This window comes from Methylobacterium oryzihabitans (assembly GCF_004004555.2).
Lineage (GTDB): Bacteria > Pseudomonadota > Alphaproteobacteria > Rhizobiales > Beijerinckiaceae > Methylobacterium > Methylobacterium oryzihabitans.
This window is the reverse complement of sequence record NZ_SACP01000009.1, coordinates 121,036-141,608: the sequence shown is the minus strand read 5'-3', so window position 1 is coordinate 141,608 and position 20,573 is coordinate 121,036. Positions and strand designations below refer to the sequence as shown.

General features: G+C 60.9%; 16 protein-coding genes and 1 pseudogene. 9 read left to right on the top strand and 8 right to left on the bottom strand.

Translation table 11 applies throughout. The annotated features are described in order from the left end of the window. Positions 1 to 325 precede the first annotated feature (325 nt). From EOE48_RS11230 to EOE48_RS11215, 4 genes are all read left to right on the top strand, one after another. Positions 326 to 1,012: a hypothetical protein gene (locus EOE48_RS11230; RefSeq protein WP_127728939.1), complete on the top strand. Its 687-nt coding sequence runs from the start codon at positions 326 to 328 to the stop codon at positions 1,010 to 1,012. A gap of 13 nt (positions 1,013 to 1,025) precedes the next feature. Further along, on the top strand, positions 1,026 to 2,039 hold the full coding sequence (locus tag EOE48_RS11225; protein ID WP_127728937.1) for a hypothetical protein: 1,014 nt from the start codon (positions 1,026 to 1,028) through the stop codon (positions 2,037 to 2,039). A gap of 656 nt (positions 2,040 to 2,695) precedes the next feature. Continuing rightward, entirely contained in the window at positions 2,696 to 4,162 is a 1,467-nt protein-coding gene (locus tag EOE48_RS11220; RefSeq protein WP_127728935.1) for a hypothetical protein, read from the top strand. Positions 4,163 to 4,357: 195 nt separating this feature from the next. Beyond that, positions 4,358 to 4,942, top strand: coding sequence for a recombinase family protein (locus EOE48_RS11215; protein ID WP_127728932.1), 585 nt, complete (start codon positions 4,358 to 4,360; stop codon positions 4,940 to 4,942). A 666-nt stretch (positions 4,943 to 5,608) separates the two neighbouring features. Here the strand turns inward: EOE48_RS11215 and EOE48_RS11210 are convergent. The 7 genes from EOE48_RS11210 to nikR all read right to left on the bottom strand — a co-directional run bounded on the left by EOE48_RS11210 (position 5,609) and on the right by nikR (position 16,300). Further along, positions 5,609 to 6,010: a response regulator gene (locus EOE48_RS11210; RefSeq protein WP_127728930.1), complete on the bottom strand. Its 402-nt coding sequence runs from the start codon at positions 6,008 to 6,010 to the stop codon at positions 5,609 to 5,611. A 2-nt stretch (positions 6,011 to 6,012) separates the two neighbouring features. Continuing rightward, positions 6,013 to 9,201 (bottom strand): PAS domain-containing protein, encoded by a 3,189-nt coding sequence (locus tag EOE48_RS11205; RefSeq protein ID WP_127728928.1) that lies wholly within the window; start codon positions 9,199 to 9,201, stop codon positions 6,013 to 6,015. 479 nt (positions 9,202 to 9,680) lie between these two features. After that, positions 9,681 to 10,727: a HoxN/HupN/NixA family nickel/cobalt transporter gene (locus EOE48_RS11200; RefSeq protein ID WP_127728926.1), complete on the bottom strand. Its 1,047-nt coding sequence runs from the start codon at positions 10,725 to 10,727 to the stop codon at positions 9,681 to 9,683. A gap of 45 nt (positions 10,728 to 10,772) precedes the next feature. Then, positions 10,773 to 12,878: a TonB-dependent receptor gene (locus tag EOE48_RS11195; protein ID WP_127728924.1), complete on the bottom strand. Its 2,106-nt coding sequence runs from the start codon at positions 12,876 to 12,878 to the stop codon at positions 10,773 to 10,775. Between the two features lie 416 nt (positions 12,879 to 13,294). Continuing rightward, complete coding sequence (ureC, locus tag EOE48_RS11190; protein ID WP_127728920.1) at positions 13,295 to 15,010, bottom strand: urease subunit alpha; 1,716 nt, start codon at positions 15,008 to 15,010, stop codon at positions 13,295 to 13,297. Between the two features lie 10 nt (positions 15,011 to 15,020). Then, a complete protein-coding gene (gene ureB / locus EOE48_RS11185; protein WP_127728918.1) occupies positions 15,021 to 15,776 on the bottom strand; it encodes an urease subunit beta in 756 nt (251 codons plus the stop codon). Between the two features lie 104 nt (positions 15,777 to 15,880). Beyond that, positions 15,881 to 16,300, bottom strand: coding sequence for a nickel-responsive transcriptional regulator NikR (gene nikR / locus EOE48_RS11180; protein ID WP_127729061.1), 420 nt, complete (start codon positions 16,298 to 16,300; stop codon positions 15,881 to 15,883). A gap of 73 nt (positions 16,301 to 16,373) precedes the next feature. On the opposite strand from nikR, the gene EOE48_RS11175 reads away from it, so the two are divergent. From EOE48_RS11175 to EOE48_RS11160, 5 genes and pseudogenes are all read left to right on the top strand, one after another. Further along, positions 16,374 to 16,835 carry a cupin domain-containing protein gene (locus EOE48_RS11175; protein ID WP_127728916.1) on the top strand — a complete coding sequence of 154 codons (462 nt, stop codon included), beginning with the start codon at positions 16,374 to 16,376 and terminating at the stop codon, positions 16,833 to 16,835. A gap of 84 nt (positions 16,836 to 16,919) precedes the next feature. After that, a complete protein-coding gene (locus EOE48_RS11170) occupies positions 16,920 to 17,288 on the top strand; it encodes a Ros/MucR family transcriptional regulator (RefSeq protein ID WP_127728914.1) in 369 nt (122 codons plus the stop codon). Positions 17,289 to 17,290: 2 nt separating this feature from the next. After that, positions 17,291 to 17,841: pseudogene (locus EOE48_RS30480) on the top strand (DUF7146 domain-containing protein); the annotation flags it as partial. 81 nt (positions 17,842 to 17,922) lie between these two features. Beyond that, positions 17,923 to 18,279 carry a toprim domain-containing protein gene (locus EOE48_RS30475; protein ID WP_425463651.1) on the top strand — a complete coding sequence of 119 codons (357 nt, stop codon included), beginning with the start codon at positions 17,923 to 17,925 and terminating at the stop codon, positions 18,277 to 18,279. Between the two features lie 346 nt (positions 18,280 to 18,625). Beyond that, positions 18,626 to 19,552, top strand: a complete 927-nt coding sequence (locus EOE48_RS11160) for a DUF2493 domain-containing protein (protein ID WP_127728912.1) — start codon at positions 18,626 to 18,628, stop codon at positions 19,550 to 19,552. 39 nt (positions 19,553 to 19,591) lie between these two features. Here EOE48_RS11160 and EOE48_RS11155 read toward each other — a convergent pair whose 3' ends face one another. Next, the gene (locus EOE48_RS11155) at positions 19,592 to 19,990 is read right to left on the bottom strand and encodes a hypothetical protein (RefSeq protein WP_127728910.1); all 399 of its coding nucleotides are present in this window, start codon (positions 19,988 to 19,990) and stop codon (positions 19,592 to 19,594) included. Between the last annotated feature and the right edge of the window lie 583 nt (positions 19,991 to 20,573).

The window sequence follows — 20,573 nt, the reverse complement described above, 5'->3', positions numbered from 1 at the left end:
CGCGTCCACGGCCTTCTTGAGAGGGCGACTGGTGCCAGGTCGGGGGACCTTGGGCGCAACGGCCCGCATCCGACGATTTTCCGCCGCCGCCCGGAAGGCGGCTTCGCAGCCCGAAGCAAAGTATGCCGGCCGGATACTGACGGAGCGCTTCATGGGTCTGCATCCGACCCCATGCGGTCATCGGCATTTCAAGGCCGGGTATACGGAAAACAGGTGTTTTCCGACACTCGGTTTAGCGACCATGGTTGCCCGTTGGTTAACCGGATTGGAACCAGGAGGTCGAACCTAGCGTTTCGTGTCGCATGTCCGTAGGAGCGGCACCGCCATGAACTGGAACAGCGTGAAGCGTGGTCTCGTGGTTGGTACGGGCGCAGGTCTCGCAACGGTTGGCGTCGTAACGCTGGCACCAGCGGGGGTGGCACTTGGCGTTCTCGGGGCATTCGGAGTCTGCACGAAAGTGGGCTTCGGCATCAGTGGGGGCATGAGCATTCTCGGTTTCACGTTCGGAGCAATCAGCGAAGAGGATATAAAACCAGACATAAAAAAAATTTTAGATGATGCAGCTAAACAAGATAAAGAACTCAGGGATGCTATAGCTGAATTAACAGAGACCAACAAATCCATTCGATCCGATTTGAAAAAATGGGAATTATATAAAACTGATGCTATGCATCTGACTGGTGTTCTAGTTGGCGCTGCCTGTGCCGACTCTAAGATCAATGCTACGGAAGCAAATTGTATTCGCAATCAAGTTTTTGGCGTTTCATTCCTAGGCCTCCCACAAACAACTAGAGATGAGATAAATCACTTACTTAATGAAGAAATAAATTTAGAAAGTGCATTTTCCCATTTTCGGCAAATTGGCTCTGCATCTTACCGCAGGTTAGCTCGACCTCTTCTAGATGTTATTATGACATGTGATGCCGACTCTGCATCACTACATCAGCGCGAAATCAATTTTTTAACTGCATGGGATGTGCTCTCCGGCACTAACTCAACGACCACTGCGTGAAGAGGAGGGTAATATGCACGATCAAGCTAGATACAATCTTGCGCTTGCTAATCTTCAGCGCGAACTAAACGCCGAAGCTGCTGACGATAATTTATTAAGGAATAAACCAAACCCAGTCTCAAATTTATCATCTGGGGGTACTCACGCAATAAATTTCCACTTGAATAATCATGCGCATGCCGCGATCGAGATCACTCACCATTTCCTAATGGGTGTCGCGCCTTTCGAAGTTGTTGCTGCCAAGCTGTGTGCTCCAGCAAACGATCTTAAGCCACAAATATCTGCTATGGCTTGTCCCGAACGTGAAACAGCAATGAGTGAGAGCATCAAGAGCTTCGAGGCCATCAAGTACCTTCCCGGCCCCCTCCAGCAGGCGGCGATCCAGCTGTTTACATCGCTGGCGATATCGTGCGCCCCTGTTATCGCACAATGGCGAGAGAGTCGGTCTCAAGAGAGACCAGTATCTGAACTGTATCAGGACAATTTACGCCACGCACTTGCGTCTACGCTGCAATCTAAAGCGCCTGAAATCGGTAAAGATGTTGCTCTAGCTGGATTATCAGATTTAGCTGTAGAGGTTGTTGGGTGGTTAATGAGAGAGTCTCACACCATATTTTGTCGCCTAATGCGTGCGTTTCGTCATGCGATGTTTCCCACATTGAAAGCCATCAAAATTCTTTTACTCAAGGAAAAGGGGATGACCCGCCGCGAGTCTGCTGATCTGGCTTTGAAATTATTTGTACAAGCCGGTATCATAGGTGCCTGTATCGCGGCAGAGCACAATCTACATCACAGTTTAGGGCGAATTTTTGGATCTTATTCAGGCATAGTCTCTACTATATGCATGTCGGTACTTTGCTGGTACATCTGTGAACAAGCTATCACCGCATTGAACAAGGCAGATCTTATGGGTGTGAAACGAGAGCGGGATATTACTGCCAAGATAGCAGCTCTTCGCACACAATGGGCCGATGGCGATCAGCGTGTTAATGCATTACTCGCTCAAGTAAGAGCCTCCCCACGTTAGATTTAAGCCCCTCAGCCAGGCTGTCTTTGTATCACGTCGAAGACATCAACAGATGCTTCAACCGAAATCTTTGACGTGAAGAGTTCCCAAATCTTTGATACGGAGCAGTTCGCGCGGTGATACCAAGTTGGACTGGGCCAGAAGCGCTGTAGTGATTACATAGGTCAGCGACATACTAAACTTCATCAAGCGCGGATCGCGGCTAGTTGAGATATAATATCGTATTCCGGCTCAAACTCTTGCACAATAAACAAGAATGCGCCAATTTATTCACCGGCTGCAGGTAGGTATTTGCCGTGAATACTGGTTACTCGCTCGAAATCAACTAACGCTCCTTGTCTTTTCCATGATCGTGCTAACGGCTCAGACGGCAAAAGCAAACCCCGGCTGCGTGTGCACGCAGCTACGTTTCCCTGTCGGAAAACATGTGTTTGCCGGCACCGAAGATCACGAGCCGAGCGACCCAACCTGAGACCATGCCTGATCGCCTTGGATCGAGTTTCAACAAGGCCTCGCCTCCAAGTGCTAATGGTCGGACGAGATCGGCCAATAAGGTAGCAATTAAGGTCGCCAATGCCATTGATGACAGCTACCTTATAATTTCAAGCGCCGTAACGCCTTGATACCTCCGAGCTTGTGGACAGGAGACTGAAACTGTGACCAATCGCCTACTAGCGGGAACAGTGTTCCTAGGTGGTGCAGCCTCTATCGGAGTATTAATTTGGAATTTGACATGGAACGATAATACTGATCCACTTTGCAAATTTGCAAATGAACGAAATATGAGATGTCTAACGTTAGCATCTCCCGAGACTTATGAGCGGGGTGCTATAATTAGACAAACGCAAGAGACAAAGAATAATAAAACTACGCCGTTGGCCCAAAACTATATTCTTTCTGATGCGTGTATATTACCGGGAGCAAATATATCTTTTGCAAAATTTAAGGATGATACAAAAAATTCCGTAGGATTTCCTAATCAGACAGTAAGCCTGAGCAGGAGCTTTTCATTTGGCCCTAGAGTTTCGTCTCAATCTTTTGGCGGTGTAGAGATAAAATTGGGACCAAAGGCTAGCTCAAATCTGTCTGTTTCACTTTCTTCGGATGGCGCAAGGCATTTCAACATTGAAACAACCCCTTTAAAAGATGCGATAGGTAGCTGTTTTGTGAGACAATCGTGTGTTGATCTTATAAAAAACAGCGACAATCAAATAATAAAAGAAATTTTAATCGCAAAAAATCTAGAATTAAAAATTAAAGAAGGAAATAATGCTGAATATTCTCTTGATATTGCACTTGGAAAAGGACTTGTTGAAGCGACATTTGGTGGAAACAACACAATCGAACGCATACAAAACATAAGTAAACAAGGGGATATGGCTTTTGGGGGAGTCTTTTTTGATAAGCAAGAGCTGTTAGAAATCAAAAAATGCACTAGAGACCTTGTAATGCTTGAAAATAAACATAATTCTGTTACTAACGTCGGTATATATCCCAGAATTAGAAATTCCGAACCCATTCAAAAACAAACAACCGACGAAGATAGTTTACTAAGACTAAGCTATGAGGCACCTGATCGGGCTTCCAAAGAAGGAATGGCACCCGCTGATGTTGCAGGCAGTACAAAGGCTATTATAAATCCTATCACAAATCAAGTAGAATTTGTGAGTTTATACCATACAACCCCCGGAGAACGCTGGTTTGATGTTGAGAGAGACGGTGAAATATTGGTACATGGACATAAAAATATATATGCAGATGTAGTTTCCAGCACACGCAGCGACGTAAAAATCCGACTCGCAAATCGATCTGATTTTGTTAAAAAGCTAAAAATGCAAATAAACGATGTTGATAATTATTCTGTGAGTTTGTTGAACGCTCCCTTCGTACCATATTACACATATTTTAAGCCTTTAACAATGATAAGAAATGATGGCAAGCAGGTAGAGCTTGATGCTGTATGGCTTAGAGGCAAAGCCAACAAGGTTTTTGAGTTAGGATCAATGGAAGCTGGTGAGACAGTAGAATTAATTATGGGATATTCGAGAAATACAAAGGCGTCTTTTTCGGTTGATGCGGGAAGTATCAGAAATGAGCTATCCGCAAGTTTTTTTCTTGAGTAAATCGAAAATATTGTATTTTATCAATAGCTATATATTACACTACTATGAGGCTCTATGATCAGAGATGAGTACTGGTCAGCGCTGTCCGGAACCGACCGGTTCTGGACAGGACGGCCCATCCTGTTCAAAACCTAGCTTCTGCAAGTTCCGGACAGGTGTCCAGTTCCGGTCATGGTTTTCGGACGAAACTGCTTCATGCCGCGCACCTTCGCCTACCTCCGCGTCTCGACCCCCGGCCAGACCACCGACAATCAGCTCACCGAGATCCAGGCCGCTGGGTTCACCATCGAGCCGCGCCGCCTCGTGACCGAGACCGTCTCGGGATCCACCGCGGTCGGGCAGCGCCGCGGGTTCGCACGCCTGCTCGACAGGCTCGAAGCAGGTGACGTCCTGGTGGTGACCAAGCTCGACCGGCTCGGCCGCAATGCCATGGACGTGGGTGCGACCGTCGCCAAGCTCGAGGAACTCGGCGTGCGGGTCCACTGTCTGGCGCTGGGTGGAGTCGACCTGACGAGTTCGACGGGCAAGCTGACGATGGCCGTGATCAACGCGGTCGCGGAGTTCGAGCGCGATCTTCTGATCGAGCGGACCCAGGCCGGGCTGAGCCGGGCGCGGGCGGAAGGCCGGCGGCTCGGCCGGCCGGCCAGTCTCACCGGCGAACAGCGGGCGGAGGTCGCGCGCCAGCTCGGAGAGGGTACGAGCGTGTCGGCCCTGGCACGGGCATTCAAGACCAGCCGGCAGACCATCCTGCGGATCAAGGACGCAACCGTGCCGTCCTGACCGCCCCAGCATCCCGCCCGCAGCGGGGGATCAGCTATCAAGTCCTTAAGAAAGATCGTCATTTATCGCTGAATGTCACAGCAACGCGCATCGACCTTCATCGTAGAAATATGCGACAAACTCTGTCGGATTGATGCCATGTACGGAAACGGAGTTTGAGAGGTTTTCCGCGCATACTCGCAGGGTGTGCAGGATAGAAGAGGACTTAGTTCCCGGCTGCGCCGCGCCGTCCGCTCGGGTGATGTCCGTTTGCTTGCCTGTCCGTTGGCTCTTCCAACCCTTGCGGACATATTCGGCGGGCCGTGGCAGTGTCCACTGCGGCATGCCCCTATGGACGGCCGGAATAACGAACAGACCTCGGAGCGCCGCGCTGCGGTCCGCTACGGGTGGGAAGCGGAGATTGGCTCGCTGACCGCAAGCGGACGTTCTGCTTCCGACCCGACGCGGCCGTGCAGACCGCGCATCGGCGCGCTCGAAAGCGGTCACCCGGTGGTTTCGCCGTGGGGTGACATTAGGCTTGGAATATGGGCCCGTTCTTGGACAGATCGGTTTCAGTCAAACGGCTTCGCAGGGATTGATCGTGCGAAGGGTTCGTCGCGAAGCCTGTGACGGGAGAGGCGAGACGCAACGCAACGCACTCCGTGTCGCCCTTGTAAGCGGGCGATTCTAAGCACCCGAAGATCGAGCGAAATGCCTCACGGCCGCAGTGACGACGGCGTTTTCGAACGGCTTGTCGCAGAACACCCCGCGGGCCGGGATCAGGTCGAGCCGTGGTTTCACCGAGCCCGTCAGGACCAATTCGATCGGCGGCCAGCGATCGCGGATCATGACCGCGAGTTTCAGGCCCATGATCGATCCGCGGGTATCGAGATCCGCGACCACGACGCGGATATCTGTCCGCTCTTCCAGGATAGCGATGGCCTGCTCGGCGGTGCGCACCTCAATCGGCGTGCAGCCCGCCTCTTCGATCAGGTCGGACAGCATCATGCCGAGGATCGGATCATCCTCCAGCAGCAACACCGGCGGCGGTGCGGCGGCGCGTTCGTCGGGGTCACGGAACGAAGCCATTGCTACGTTGATCTCACCTGTGCGTCCGGGGCGCGGAACTCCGCTTCGAAGCCCGAGCCGAGATAGTTCAGAACGGTCTGTCGGGTTCCCAAGAGGCCGGTGCGGATCAGTCGCGAGCCGAACCCGCGACGGGTCGGCTCCATAGCTGGCGGACCGCCGCGTTCCCGCCAGTCCAGCACGAACGTCGCCTCCGGGCCGGGCTCGGTATGCCACGTCACTGTGACCGTGCCGCCACTGACCGACCAAGCCCCATATTTGGACGCGTTCGTCGCCAGCTCGTGCAGGAGCAGCGAGAGCGACAGGGCGGCTTGGGGGCCGAGCGGCACGTCCTCCCCCTCGACGATCAACTGGTCCTTGGGGGCGAGCAGACCGAGGACCGTGCCGATGACCGTCCGGAGGGAGGCGGCGGCGTAGTTGCCCTGCAGCAGGACGTCGTGCGCGCGCGACAGGGCGATGATGCGCCGCTCGTAATTCTCGACCACATCACGCTCAGTGACGCCCTTCAGGGTTTGACTGGCGATGCTCTGCACCACGGCCAGGGTGTTCTTGAGCCGGTGCGAGAGTTCACGGTTGAGGAGGTCCTGACGCTCCTCGGCCTCGATCCGAGCGACGGCCGACCGGGTCCGGTCGGCGACCGTGCGAATGAACGACAACTCGCCCTCGCTCCAGTCTCGCGGTTCGGCTGCAAGGAGGAAGAACAGGGCGACGAACTGCCCGTGCTCCAGGATCGGCAGATTGATGAGGGCCCGGGTCTGCACTTGCAGGAGCGCATCGGCGGTGTCAGCGGTGAGGGGATCGCGGGCCGTATCGCCGATGATCACGGTTTCACCGCGTTTCAGCAGCTCGATGTAGCTGCCGTAGGTGCGGAAGGCATGTGGGCCGGCGATGCTGTCGAGGCCGGGTAGCGCCCAGTCCTGTTCGACAGTGATCTCTTCACGACCTACATCGACGCTGCCGTAGCCGGCGCGGCTGAGGCCGAGCGTGAAGCCGGCGATCTCGGCGGCCGCTGATGCGATCTCGGACCGGGTCCTCACGTCGCGCAGGACCTCGCCGAGCCGCAGGAGGGCGTCTTGCTGTCGGCTCGCCTGCAACCGTTCGGTCACATCGAGGAAGATCACGCCGAACCGCTCGGCCCCGAGGGAGAAGGCGCGTCCCTCGTACCAGCGCGCCAGTGAGCCGACTTGGCGTGTGAACGTGACCCCGCGCCCCGTCCGCACCACTTCGGCGAACTCATCCACCCAGACGTCCTCGACGTCGGGCAGGACCTCGCGTAGCGTCCGTCCAAGGACGGTGGAGGGGTCGATGCCGACGAGTTCGCCCCATGCCCTGTTGACGTCGATGTATCGCCAGTCGGTGATCGCACCATCGCTACCGCGGACGACCTCGCCGACGATGAAGCCTTCGCTCAGGCGCTCGAACAGACCGCGCCAGTGCGCTTCGCTATCAGCCAAAAGGACTTCAGCTAACTTGCGCTCGGAGATGTCCACGGCGGTGCCGGAGAACCGCACGGCCCGCCCTGCTTCGTCGGGGATCAGCTGCCCCTTGCACTCGACCCAGCGCAGCGCCTGATCGGGGATCGCCAGGCGATACTCGATCTGGAACGGCGCGGCGTGGTCGAACGTCTCGCGGATCGCCGCGCGCAAGGGAGCGAGGTCCTCTGGGACAACGAATCCTTGGTACTGCTCCATCGTGAGGCCGGCCGCCGTCCGGTCGGGGTCCAGTCCGTACAGCCGTGCGAATTGCGCATCGCCGTGAAGAAGGTCGCTGTCGACCATCCAGTCCCATAGGCCGACCGCGCCGGAGGCGGTCAGCGCCATCTGAAGGCGCTCCTCGGCGGTTCGCAGGGCCGCCTCCGCTGCGCGACGGGCCTCGATGTCGAGGAGTACGCCGGGGAAGCTCAGCGGCGTGCCATCGTCGGCCATGTCGACGCGCCCACTGGCTTCGATCCAGTAGTACCGGCCATCGAGGCGGCGGACCCGGTATTGATGCGCGTAGGTTCCACCGCGAAGGATCGCCTTGGTGATGGCGTCTGCCAAGCCGACCTTGTCATCGGGATGCACGGTCGCGACGATCTGGGCGAGCGGGATCCCCTCGCGTCCGAGGGCGGGGTCGAGGCCGAAGGAATGAGCGAATGCCTCATCGACGGTGAAGCGGTCCGAGGGGATGTCCCAGTTCCAAGTGCCGATGATGGCACCGGCCTCCAGCGCGAGTTGGACGCGTTGGCTGTTCTCACGGGCGAGTGCCTCGCTGCTACGGAGGGCGGCCTCGGCCTGACGCCGTGCCGTCGTGTCCGCGATGAGCATGGCGACGCGACCGCCACCGACCGGGAAGAGATGGGCATCGTACCAGCGACCGAGCGGGGCCGCCTCGCCCTCGAACCGTAGCGGCTCGCCCGTCTTGGCGACCTGTCCGTAGGCATCGTGCCAGTGCTGCTCGATGCCGGGGGCGATCTCATTGGCCCAGCGTCCGACCACGTTCGACAATCCGGTGTGACGCTCGAAGGCCGGATTGGCCGCCAAGACGCGGTGATCGACCGCCCGGCCGTCCTCGCCGAACTTTACCTCACAGATGCAGAAGCCGGCATCGATGTTCTCGTACAGGACGCGGTAGCGATCTTCGCTCGCCTCCTGCGCCGCACTTATCCGTTCAAGACGCGCGGCATTGGTTTCAGCGGCATCCTGGGCGCGACGTTCGCTCGCAGCGGTCCGGCGCAGCGCCAAAAGACTGGACACTTGGCGGCTGAGGGCGCGCAGATCATCGGCCTGCTCGGGGGTGAGGCCTCCTGGACGCGGGGCGGTATCGATCACGCACAGCGAACCAAGCACGGCCCCATCCGTCATGCGCAGCGGCGCGCCCGCGTAGAAGCGGATGCCTAGTTCGCCCGTCACCAGGGGATTGGTCGCCGTGCGCGCGTCGCGCGTCAGGTCGGGAATGACCAGGAGGTCCGGCTCGACGAGCACGAACTTGCAGACCGAGCGGTCGAGCTCGGTCTCGCACTGGGGGAAGCCGACCTTCGCCTTGAACCATTGCCGGTCGTGCGCGACGAGGCTGACGAGGGCGACGGGCGTTTCGCACAGACGCGCGGCAAGCCGGACGATATCGTCGAAACCCTCTTCCGGCGCGCTGTCGAGGACGCTGTAGCTGTCGAGCGAAGCGAGGCGCTCTGGGTCGAGGATGGAACTGCTGGTCAAATGATCTGTACCGTGGGCACGGGGCACGGGGCACGGGGCACGGGGCACGGGGCGCGGCCACAGGCCACCGCGTTCCCACTCGTCCTTCTTTACCGTTCATCGCGGCATTTGCCACGCGGCGTCTTGCGCCAACGAGTGACAGGCGCTGGAGTTTCGGCCGATAGACGCGTCGTTAGGAAGAGCTTCCGAAACCTCAGACGTCCTGGAGCAGCAGCACGGGGATGACGTCCGCTTCTGTGGATTGTCACCCGAAAGCGGAATGGCAACAATCCACCTAAGCCGGCCGTTAGCGTCTGGCCCAGCAGCCCGAAAGCGGACCTTTCAAGGGTCGGCAAAGGGTCGAAAGCGGCCCCCCAACGGCGTTCAAAATCCGTTAGGGTATACCCATACGAACGTGATCCGCCGCGCATAGCTCGCGCCGATGCTCGTCTAGATCCGCGCCCCGGGCGCCGCCAGCCCGTGCGCGATCTCGGCGGCGTTCACCGGACTGGTTCGAGCCGATCGTACCCCTTGGCGCGGTAGACGATGACCGAGGCGATCCACGCCAGGACGAAGATCCCGACGACGGCAAAGCCAGCCTCGCCCAGGTTGTCGTTGAGCGTGCCTACTACCCGCCACAGGCCGCCCTCAAGCCCGAGCTTATCGCCGATCAGGCCCAGGGCCTCCAGGCCGCCGATGAACAGCGCGATCGTCGCGGACGCCGCAGTAATGGTCAGGTTGTACCAGAGCTTGCGGATCGGGTTGTCGAGCGCCCAGCCGTAGGCGCCGGTCATCAGCACGCTGTCGGTGGTATCCATGAGCGTCATGCCCGCGGTGAACAGCGCCGGGAAGATCAGGATCGCCCAGAACGACAAGCCCTGCGTGGCCTGCGTCGCGGAGATGCCGAGCAAGGCGACCTCTGTCGCGGTGTCGAAGCCAAGCCCGAACAGGAAGCCGATCGGATACATATGCCAGGAGCGCGAGACGACGCCGAAGACCCGGCGGAACGCGCGCGCCAGCAGCCCGCGCCCGGCAAGCAGCGCATCCAGGTCCTCGTCCACGACCTTACCGCCCCGGCGCACGCGGGAAAACGCAGCCCAGACGCCGCGCAGGATGAACAGGTTGGCGATGCCGATGACGATCAGGAAGGTCGCCGAGACTGCCGTGCCGATCAACCCGCCGAGGCCATGGAACTCTTCGAGACTGTCCTTCATCGCCGCGGCCGTCACGGCGATCAGGCCCGAGGCCAGGATGACGATGGTCGAGTGGCCGAGGGAGAAGAAGAGGCCGACCGAGTAGGGCTTCTTGCCCTCCTGCATGAGCTTGCGCACGACGTTGTCGATGGCCGCGATGTGATCGGCGTCGAAGGCGTGGCGCAGGCCGAAGCTGTAGGCGAGGAGCGCGGTCGACATTAGGATGGGCTGGTTGGCGAACACCACGAAGGCGGCGATCCAGGCCGCGATGTTGGCGGCGATCAGGACGGCGTAGGCGAGCCCGACCTTCGCCCGCAGATGGGCGGGCTGATCGTCGAAGGGATTGGGCAGCAAGGATCCACTCCGGATGGTAGGGCTCGTCTCAGCCAGGAATGCCCGTCAGAACCGCCCCGCGAGGGTCAGACGCACCGCTGTCGGTTCGACGGGGTGGAAATGCCGGTCGGCGACGGCCGCGGCCTCTCCGGGCAAGCGGGACTCGTAGTAGTAGGTGATCTGATCGGCCTTGGCGTTCGTCAGGTTGAGCACGTCGAGCGCGAGGCTCACGCCGTTATCGAAAGCGTAGCCGATCCTGCCGTTGAGGAGCGCGGTCGGTTTGGAGCGCACCGAGTTGTCCTCGATCAGTGGCCGGGGGCCGAAGTACCGGAAGCGCAGCGAGCCGAACCAGCCCTGACCTTCGCCGAACGTGATGCCCGCCGACGCGATCGTGGTCGGCGCCTCCGGCACCCGCTGGCCGACAGGATCGCGGTCGGAGAAGCGCGCGTTTGTGATCGTTAGGTCGCCCTCCAGCCGCAGCCAGGGGGTGACGGCGTAGTGGTTGCTCCACTCGATGCCGAAGCGGCGAGTCGGGCGGCTCGGCTCCGTGGTGCCGGTATCGCCCTGGAACAGGTTCTCGGAGGCGAAGTCGAGACGGAACAGGGCGAGACTGGTCTCCAGCCCGGCGATCGAGCGGTTGCGGATGCCGACCTCGTAGCCCGTCGAAGGCACCAGGAAGGGCGAGCGGCTGATGTTGAACAACGGGCTCGCTGGATCGACCGTCGCGGTGACGCCGCGGGCGTCGTTCGAGTGGAAGCCGCCGCCATAGTTCAGGTAGATCTCTGTATCCGCCCACGGCCCGAACACCGCCCCGAGCTTCGGATTGACGATGCTGTCGCGGGCGCGGCCCGAATTCGCCGGCGTGTCGGAGCGGACGTTCGCATAGTAGCCGTCTGCTCGGAAGCCGACGCTGGTGCGCAGCCAGTCGGTCCAGCGCACCCGGTTCTCGTAGTAGAAAGCGGCGCTCGCTTCCAGCACCCGGTCGTCGAGCACGGTCGATCGGTACTGCCGCGCCGTGGTGTTGAACAGGCCGACCCGGATGTCGTCGGTGCGGGTCTGGATGCCGATCTCGTTCTCCATCGGCAACCCGAACAGGTCGCCCTGGAAGACCCGTGAAATCTCGCCGCCGCCGAGGACCCGGGCATCACGCTGGCGGAATTGGTCGCCGTTGATGGGGTCGTTGAGGAAGTAGGTGAAGTTGTTCCAGAGGTTCATCTGGTAGCGGATCACGTAGGCCGAGGCCCGCGTGATGCCGCCGGCATCCGACTGGCTCCAGCGCCCGGAGAGAGAGAAGCGTCCGGTATCGCCGCCATCGGTCGGGTCCAACGTGCCGTAGCGGCCGATAATCCCCTCCGCTACCGCCCGCTCGGGTATCTGGTTGGTAGCGTTCCACTTCGCCCAATAGGCCATACCGGTGACGGCGAAGCCGTCCGTCGCGGTGCCTTGGCTGTAGCGGGCGACGCCGTTGAGCTTGCGCAGAGCGTCGGGCACGACCCACGGTCCGTCGTAGGTCTGAGCCTCGCCCGCCACCAGGAGATTGCCCGCGCCGAGCGGCACCGAGGCGGCCGAGAGCCCGCGCCTGAAGCCGAAGCTTCCCAGCGTCGTCAGTGCGAGGTTGCGGTCGAGCTTGTCGAGGTAGTCGATCCGCACCGAGCCGGCGGAGGCGAAGTCGCCGTCGCGGACGAAGTACGGGCCCTTGTGGAACTCGACCGCGCCGACGAGTTCGGGGATCAGGAAGTTGAGGTCGGCGTAGCCCTGGCCGTGGGCGTGGGTGCGCATGTTCACCGGCATGCCGTCGACGTGGATGGCGATGTCGGTGCCGTGGTCGAGGTTGAAGCCGCGCAGGAAGTACTGGTTGGCTTTGCCCTCTCCCGAGTGCTGCGTGATGATGAGGCCCGGTACCTCCTCCAGCACCTCGCCGGGACGGGTGACGGGGCGGCTGTTGATCTGCGCCCCCGAGATGATCCCAGCGCTGGCGGCATCGACAGGGCGGAGGCCACCGCCGATGCCGCTGACGCCTCCGACGTAGCCCGCGCTGGCGCCTGGGTTTCCGGGTCTGGCGGGAGCAGCAGCGACCTCGATCTCGGCAAGATCGATGTTCTGGTTCGGTGCCGTCGTCGATGAAGGCGCCGCCCAGGCGCACGGAGCCCCGATCAGCAGCGGGCTGAGCATGGACAGCGCGAGGCGGTCTCGGAGCGGGAATGGTCGGCTGGAGGAGCGAGGCGGCATAGTCGTCGTCGGGGAGCGCGGCAGTCCCGATCCTTGTCGCACACCGGCAGTATGATGAAGATGCGAAAAGATCACACTAACGGGATGATCTTGTGCTCGTGCTCGTGCTCGGCCGGCGGGTCACCTCCTCGGGGATCGGGTGCAGGTAGCCGTAGGGACGACCGTCGTCCGTAAAGATCGCGATCGGCCTGCGTCCACATCGGCTCCTCCTGCCGAAGACAACGCGCGACCGTCGCAATTAGTCAAACGGGCCCTCAGCGACCAGCGGCGCCCCGTCATCGAAGGGCGCCTTCACGCTTAGAACCGGGTCATCATGCGCGTCGCCCTTCAAACACGATCAATTGTGCAACGGGCGGCAATTAGAAGATGCTATACCGCTGCGCCAGGGGCACCACCGTTGCCGGCTCCGTCACGATATCCTCCCCATCGGCCGTGACGCGGTATGTCTTGGGATCAACCGTAATCGTTGGGAGCGCATCGTTCAGCTTCATATCCGCCTTGCTAAGGCCCCGGCACTTTCGCACCGGCTCGAGGCGCTTCTCCAACCCGTAGCTCTTGACGTCGCCCTCGCTCAGCGAGGCCGCGCTAACGAACAGGATCGAGCTGGGTCCTACCGCTTTGCCGACGTTGGCGAACATCGGCCGCATGAACTGCGGCTGCGGGGTCGGGATCGAAGCGTTGGCGTCGCCGATCTGCGCACAGGCGATGAACCCGCCTTTCAGCACCATCTCGGGTCGCGCCCCGAAGAACGCCGGCTTCCAAAGCACCAGGTCCGCAAACTTGCCCTTCTCGATCGAGCCGAGCAGATGGGACATGCCGTGGGCGATCGCCCCATTGATAGTATATTTAGCGATATAACGCTTGATGCGGAAGTTGTCGTTGCCGGGCGCGTCCTCCGGCAGCTTGCCGCGTTGACGTTTCATCTGGTCGGCGATCTGCCAGGTGCGCGTGATCACCTCACCCGCCCGGCCCATCGCCTGGCTGTCCGAGGTCATCATACTGATGGCCCCAATGTCGTGCATCCAGCCCTCTGCCATGATCGTATTGGCGCGGATGCGGCTCGCGGCGAAGGCCACGTCTTCGGGAATGCGCTTGTCGAGGTGGTGGCAGATCATGAGCATATCGAGATGCTCGGCCACCGTGTTGATGGTGTAGGGGTTGGTCGGGCTGGTTGAACTGGTGAGGATGTTCGGTACGCTGCACACACGCATGAGGTCCGGCGCGTGGCCGCCGCCGGCCCCTTCCGAGTGGTAGGTGTGGATCGTCCGGCCGCCGAAAGCCTTGATGCTGTCCTCGACCGTGCAGCTCTCGTTGATCGTGTCGGTGTGGATCGTGACCTGGATGTCGTGATCATCGGCCATCGACAGGCAGGTATCGATCGCAGCGGGCGTGGTGCCCCAATCCTCGTGCAGCTTGAGGCCGCCGGCACCAGCCAGGATCTGTTCCCTCATGCCGTCCGGCTTGGCCGAGTTGCCTCGTCCAGTGAATACGAAGTTGACCGGGATCGCATCAGTCGCCTGCATCATCAGACGCAGGTAGTTCGGATTGGGCGTGCAGGTGGTAGCCAAAGAGCCCGTGGCTGGCCCCGTGCCGCCGCCAACCAGGGTGGTGACGCCGCTAGCAAGCGCGCTGTACGGCTGGGGCGGGCAGATGTAATGGAAGTGCGTGTCGATGCCGCCAGCCGTGAGGATCAGCCCCTCGCCCGCGATCACCTCGGTGTTGACGCCGATAATGAGGTCCGGATCGACGCCCGCCATCACGTCCGGGTTGCCGGCCTTGCCGATCCCGGCAATGCGTCCGCCCTTGATCCCGACATCGGCCTTCACGATAGCCTTGTAGTCGACGATCAGCACGTTGGTGATGACGCAATCGAGCGCCACAGACGAGTCGACGCCTGACGCTTGGCCCATGCCGTCGCGGATAACCTTGCCCGCGCCGAACACGCACTCGTCGCCGTAGACCGTGAAGTCCTTCTCGACTTCCAAGGTGAGGCAGGTGTCGCCAAGTTGCACCTTGTCACCCGTGGTCGGTCCGAACAGGGCGGCATAGTCGCTGCGCTTGATCTCGTAAGCCATGCCTGCCCCCTCAGCCTTGGACGGCCGCGTCGCGCGCCTTGATCCGCGCCAGCGTGCCCGCCTTGTTGCTGCTGCCCACGGTGCCGTTCGCGAAATTGTTGCCGCCGCGGATCACCTTGTTGCCGGCAATGTCGACCAGCGCCACCGTCTTGGTTTCGCCGGGCTCGAAACGGATTGCCGTCCCGGCAGGCACATCTAGACGCTTGCCGTACGCCTGCTCCCGATCGAACTTCAGGCGCGGATTGCACTCGATGAAATGGAAGTGGCTGCCGACCTGGATCGGCCTCTCATCCGTATTGGTAACGCTGATCGTAAGTGTATGCCGGCCGGCATTGAGCATCAGCACTCCGTCCGGCGTCGTGATTTCTCCAACCATCGCATGCATGGTCGGACCGAACAACGACGCATCAGGGATAGGCAGCATACTACCATGCAACGCCAAGACGAGGTCGCCTTCGTCCTGCGTGATGGGCGCACGAATAGCCACGAGCTTGGTGCCATCGGGGAAAGTCCCCTCAACGTGTACCTCACCCAGCAGCTCGGGCACGCCTGCCTGCACCTCACGTCTGCCCAGCAATTTGCCACCGATCTCCATGAGGTCTGGGACCGAGTGCTTGCCGTCTCGGATCAGCTCCAGGACCACCAAAGCGATGAGCGCCACGGCCTCGGGATGGTTCAGGCGCAAGCCGCGCGCGAGCCGCCGCTGCGCTAACAGACCGATCGACATGAGCGTGAGCTTGTCGACCTCATGGGGGGCGAGATGCATGCGGCCACTCCTTCCAGCAGGGGTGGCCTTTGGTAACACAGGGCGGTATGAGGAAAACTGAAAAGATCATACTGAACCGCGCAGATCGTGGGCATTCTGCCTAGTTAATGTGCATGGAGTATGGACTCCGCCGCCATGATGTGAAGCCTTCCTTGGGTGACCCCGCGTTGGGTCGTCACTTCATCGGCGTACGCACGGACTTGGCTGACGGTCCCGCGCAGGACCACGACTTCGAGGCAGCTCTCATGGGTGATGTGCAGGTGAAGCGTGGAGATCGCGAGACCCTGATGATGGTGCCCAATATCGGCGAGCCGGTTCGGTAGATCACGCACGTGATGCTCATAAATGTAAGTCAGTGTTGCATAGCAGGAAATTTCGGAAAGTTCTGTAATTTTGCGGTGGGCGATGTGGTCGCGAACCATGTCGCGCACGGCTTCCGAGCGGCTGTTATAGCCACGACCTTCCACAATCTTGTCGATTTCGCCTAGGAGATCATCCTCGATCGTGATGGTGATCCGTTGCACGCGTACCCCCTGAGCCAGTTCCATCTGGAGCCGCAGACCATAGAGCGGAGACCAGAGCGTCAAGGAGGATCTTATGCCCGCTAATGAAGGCCCGCCGACCCTCTCCCCCGATTGGCGCAATCAGGGCATTCGTGTTGTCCGGGCCGCCCTGCAGAGCTGCGACACCCCCGAAACCAAGGGCATGAACCGCCAGGTTGCCCTGAGCGGCAGTCGGACGGGCGCGCAGGCGCTGTGGGCCGGAACCAACCATATCCGACCTGGCGAGATCACAGGCGCCCATCATCACGGACCGCTGGAAAGCGTGATCTACGTTATCTCCGGACGTGCGCTTATGCGTTGGGGTGAGCGGCTAGAGTTCATCACCGAAGCTGGTCCTGGTGACTTTCTGCAAGTGCCAGCGTGGTTGCCGCATCAAGAGCTCAATGCCTCTGACAAGGAGGATCTGCGTTGCGCGCTTGTCCGGAGCGGTCCAGAAGAAATAGTTGTCAATCTTAATATTGATCCCGTAGATGAGCCTGAGTGGATCAAATCTTGATAGCAATCATGATATTATGTAAATTATTTTGCAGGATCTCTCATGTTTTATGATAATGTAAAGTCTGATCGATACGAAGAGCAGATGAATGGTCTGATGAAAATAATAGTCAGCTATGTAAAAAATCATTATATAAAATCATCCGATTTGCCATGTCTTATAGCAAATATTTATGTAGCATTAAATAATATCAGCGTTATAAATTCCTATAATACGAAAAATAAACATTCTTTATCATCAATAAATACGGTAAATTCTGATTATATTGTTAGCCTAGAGGATGGAAAACGTTACAAACTACTTAAGCGTCATCTTGCGAGCAGAAATCTTTCACCGGATCAGTATCGTGCGAAATGGGGTCTACCCGATGATTATCCCATGGTTCCTCTTAATTATGCCGCAAGACGCTCAGAAATAGCAAGAGATCAAAAACTCGGCCACAAAAAAACGTAATATTGCAATACCAGTTCCGCCAATGCCCTGTTAGCCTCTTCTCAGTCCTGAGCTTCACCAGCGGCGACCAAGATCGCCGACACGATCGCGCTCTCGTAGATCTCTGTTGCATCGGAGGCGCCGGCTACATCAGCGGTATACCAGTTCCTGGTTCCATACGCCCCCCTTATGCGAGGGCGAGGAAGTTCCGGAGAGACGGCGCAGTCGGCCTCCATGGTGTCAAAGCCACCGGCACCCTACCCAGCCGCCTGTGCCGCAACGGACACGCCCGCTCCCCGAGGCGCGCGACACGGTCGAGCCGGCTCGCCGCATGCTGGCTACGGCGGCCTGTTCCCGGCACCGTTGCGGCGGCCTACCTGCGCTCACGCGGGCTCGAGCACGCGGTCGACCAGCTTGCCCTGCGGTTCCACCCGCGATGCCTGTACCGGCCTCAGCCAAGGAGCCCCCGGGCCCCGACACCTATCATCCGGCCCTGCTGGCCAGCGTCGCCGACCTGTCGGGCACCGTGACGGCGGTCGGCCGGACCTGGCTCGCTCCGGACGGCCGGGGCAAGGCTGCGGTGCGCAACCCGCGGCGGACCCTCGGCAACCAGCTCGGCCACGGAGTGCGCTTCCCCGGTACGGTGTCCGACCTGATGGTGGCGGGCGAGGGCGTCGAGACGGTGCTGTCGGTCCAGCGCGTCCTGCCAGCCGTGCCGCATGTCGCCGCCCTGTCGGGGGCTCACCTCGCCGCCCTGGTCCTTCCTCGGGGCTTGCGCCACCTCTACATCGCCCGCGACGCCGATCCAGCCGGCGAGAGCGGTGCCGCGACCCTGCGCCGGCGCGCCGAGGCTGCGGGTATCCTGGTGAGCCAGCTGGATCCCCGCGAGGACGACTTCAACACCGACCTCTGCCACATCGGCCCGCGGGATCTCGCCCTGCATCTCGCGCCCCAGCTCGACCCGAATGACGCAGTGGCCCACCTCCAGTTCGAGGATGCCCTGGCGGCGTGACCCGCTTCCCTCTTGGTGTGAACCAGCCCGAGAGGCAGTCACGGGCCGCGAGAGCGCCAGCGTCCACGGCCTTCTTGAGAGGGCGACGGGTGCCAGGTCGGGGGACCTTGGGCGCAACGGCCGGCATCCGACGATTTTCCGCCGCCGCCCGAGGGCGGCTTTGCATCGCGAAACAAAATCGACGGCCGTAGAGCCGTCCTCCGCTCCGCTCCGGCCCGCGCGGCCGCATCGCCAGAGTGCGATGCGGATCCTCGTCGCGCGGGTGCGCCAGGCCCCCGAGCCCGGCCTTGGGTCGCCATGAAGGCCGCGATGGACGCGAGCCCTCCGGATCCCAGAGGAGCCTCCGATGCTAGACCACCTCACCCCCGACCTCGACGAGGACCTGGCCGCCGATCCGACCCTGCTCGAGGAACTCGCGGCCACCGCCTACCGCCCGTTCGAGGAGCACGACGATCCCCGGCCCCTGCCCCACTCCGGCAAGCTGAACCATGCCCTCTATATCGGGATGTCGGCGCTCGAGGAGGCCTTCGCCGGCACCCGCCTGGAAGACGACCTCGAGGACGTGCTGTGGGGGGTCGTGAACGTCTTCCACCGCCGCGTGGAGACGATCGATCGCAAGCTCGACGAGAACGAGCAGGCGCAGCGCCAGAGCCAGCGGGAGCAGGACGGCAGCGAGGTGCTGTCGGTCGAGCTGGAGCGGCTCGTCGCCCTTGGAATGACGCTCTCGGAACGCCGCAACGCCTTCGAGTACGCCCGCGACGCCGCCGCCCACCGGTTCACCCGGATCACCAAGTCGCTGTGGCGCCCGCGCTCCGGCTCGCAGGTCAACCGCGCGACGATGACCGCGGCGATGATCGATAGCCGCGACTTCATCAGCGCCCGGCGCCGGGCCGAGACCGAGATCCACCTGCCGCGGGGCACCCGGATCGCCTTCACGGGCGGCAAGCAGTTCCAGGAGGTGTCGGTGATCTGGGACACCCTGGACCGCGTCAGGACCAAGTACCCCGACATGGTGCTGTTGCACGGTGGCGGCGAAGGCGCGGAGCTGATCGCCGCGAAGTGGGCGGAGAACCGCAAGGTCGCCCAGGTGGTGTTCAAGCCGGACTGGAAGCGCCACAGCAAGGCGGCGCCCTTCCGGCGCAACGACCAGATCTTGGAGCAGGCGCCGATCGGGATCGTGCACTTCCCGGGCGGCGGGATCTCCGACAACCTCGCCGACAAGGCGATGGCGAAGGGTATCCCCGTCCAGCGGAACGTGAAGGCCGGCGCGTGAGCGCCGGTCCCCGCGGACGGGCGGTCCGTGATCGGGCCGCTATCCCCCGTCGTGGCTCGGGAGCCAGGCGGCCTCCCGGGCCTCCTTGGCGAGCCGCAGACAGGCCTCTTCGAAGACGTCCTGCACGCACCGATCCCGGATGAGATCGGTCACGAGCGCAGCCAGGCGATCGTAGGCCCCGCGGGGGATGGGGATCAGCTGATCGGGGTCACGGTGGATGACAGTGTCACCGGTCTGGACCAACGTGAAGCTGGAGCGGTCGCAAAACCCGATGGCCTTACCGTCAAGCTGGAAACCCTCGATCAGCTCCCCGATGTCGTCGATGCCGGTGGCCGAGACGAACCCTGCCCCGAAGGTCAGCGTAAGGCGGAGATCCGTGGGCTCGCCGACCTCGAACCGAAGCGAGGTGGAGCCCTCAAAAATCGCCTTGATGGTCATCCAGGAAGACCCCGGAAGAGGCGCGGTGGAGGCCTTGGGGGAGGTGAACGGCGCGAGTGGGTTGGCGGCCACGATTGCCCCTGAGTTGTGCCGGTATGCCGCAAGGTAGCACGCCGAGACGGCGGGGTCAGCACTGAAGCCAAGCCCCTCAATGCCGGGTCTGAACAGCCCCTCCCCTAGGAGAGCCAAGCGCCTGGTCAAGCCGCCAGGCTCGCAGGGTCCGGAACCGGCGCGATGCGAGACGCCGTGCTGTGCGTCAGCCGACTACAATCCGGAGATCCAGAGCAACGGCAAGGGGTGGGAGACGATCACACCCCCCATCCGTCGAAGCCCACCATACGGCTGATTCACCCCTTGCGGATGGCGTGCGAGGAGGCGCGGCAGTGTCGTTCGCGACGGCGCCGAACCGTCCAACGACGATGGCGACGAGGGAACAGACCCCGTCTCCACTCGCAACCGTCCGGCCGGACAATTCTCCCCTGTCGCTGCGCGCCATTCCTCGCGGGACAAAATCGCCAGTCCGGCCGGTCCTCCGCGGCGCTCCGGCCCCTGCGGGGTGCGGGCGGCGCCGTGGCCTGTTTGG

What these genes read in the sequence shown, in the direction of transcription:
- EOE48_RS11230 (WP_127728939.1), top strand. Translation starts at nt 326, where the DNA reads ATGAACTGGAACAGCGTGAAGCGTGGTCTCGTGGTTGGTACGGGCGCA.
- EOE48_RS11225 (WP_127728937.1), top strand. Translation starts at nt 1,026, where the DNA reads ATGCACGATCAAGCTAGATACAATCTTGCGCTTGCTAATCTTCAGCGC.
- EOE48_RS11215 (WP_127728932.1), top strand. Translation starts at nt 4,358, where the DNA reads ATGCCGCGCACCTTCGCCTACCTCCGCGTCTCGACCCCCGGCCAGACC.
- EOE48_RS11210 (WP_127728930.1), bottom strand. Translation starts at nt 6,010, where the DNA reads ATGGCTTCGTTCCGTGACCCCGACGAACGCGCCGCCGCACCGCCGCCG.
- EOE48_RS11195 (WP_127728924.1), bottom strand. Translation starts at nt 12,878, where the DNA reads ATGCTCAGCCCGCTGCTGATCGGGGCTCCGTGCGCCTGGGCGGCGCCT.
- ureC (WP_127728920.1), bottom strand. Translation starts at nt 15,010, where the DNA reads ATGGCTTACGAGATCAAGCGCAGCGACTATGCCGCCCTGTTCGGACCG.
- ureB (WP_127728918.1), bottom strand. Translation starts at nt 15,776, where the DNA reads ATGCATCTCGCCCCCCATGAGGTCGACAAGCTCACGCTCATGTCGATC.
- EOE48_RS11175 (WP_127728916.1), top strand. Translation starts at nt 16,374, where the DNA reads ATGCCCGCTAATGAAGGCCCGCCGACCCTCTCCCCCGATTGGCGCAAT.
- EOE48_RS11170 (WP_127728914.1), top strand. Translation starts at nt 16,920, where the DNA reads ATGAATGGTCTGATGAAAATAATAGTCAGCTATGTAAAAAATCATTAT.
- EOE48_RS30475 (WP_425463651.1), top strand. Translation starts at nt 17,923, where the DNA reads ATGGTGGCGGGCGAGGGCGTCGAGACGGTGCTGTCGGTCCAGCGCGTC.
- EOE48_RS11160 (WP_127728912.1), top strand. Translation starts at nt 18,626, where the DNA reads ATGCTAGACCACCTCACCCCCGACCTCGACGAGGACCTGGCCGCCGAT.
- EOE48_RS11155 (WP_127728910.1), bottom strand. Translation starts at nt 19,990, where the DNA reads ATGACCATCAAGGCGATTTTTGAGGGCTCCACCTCGCTTCGGTTCGAG.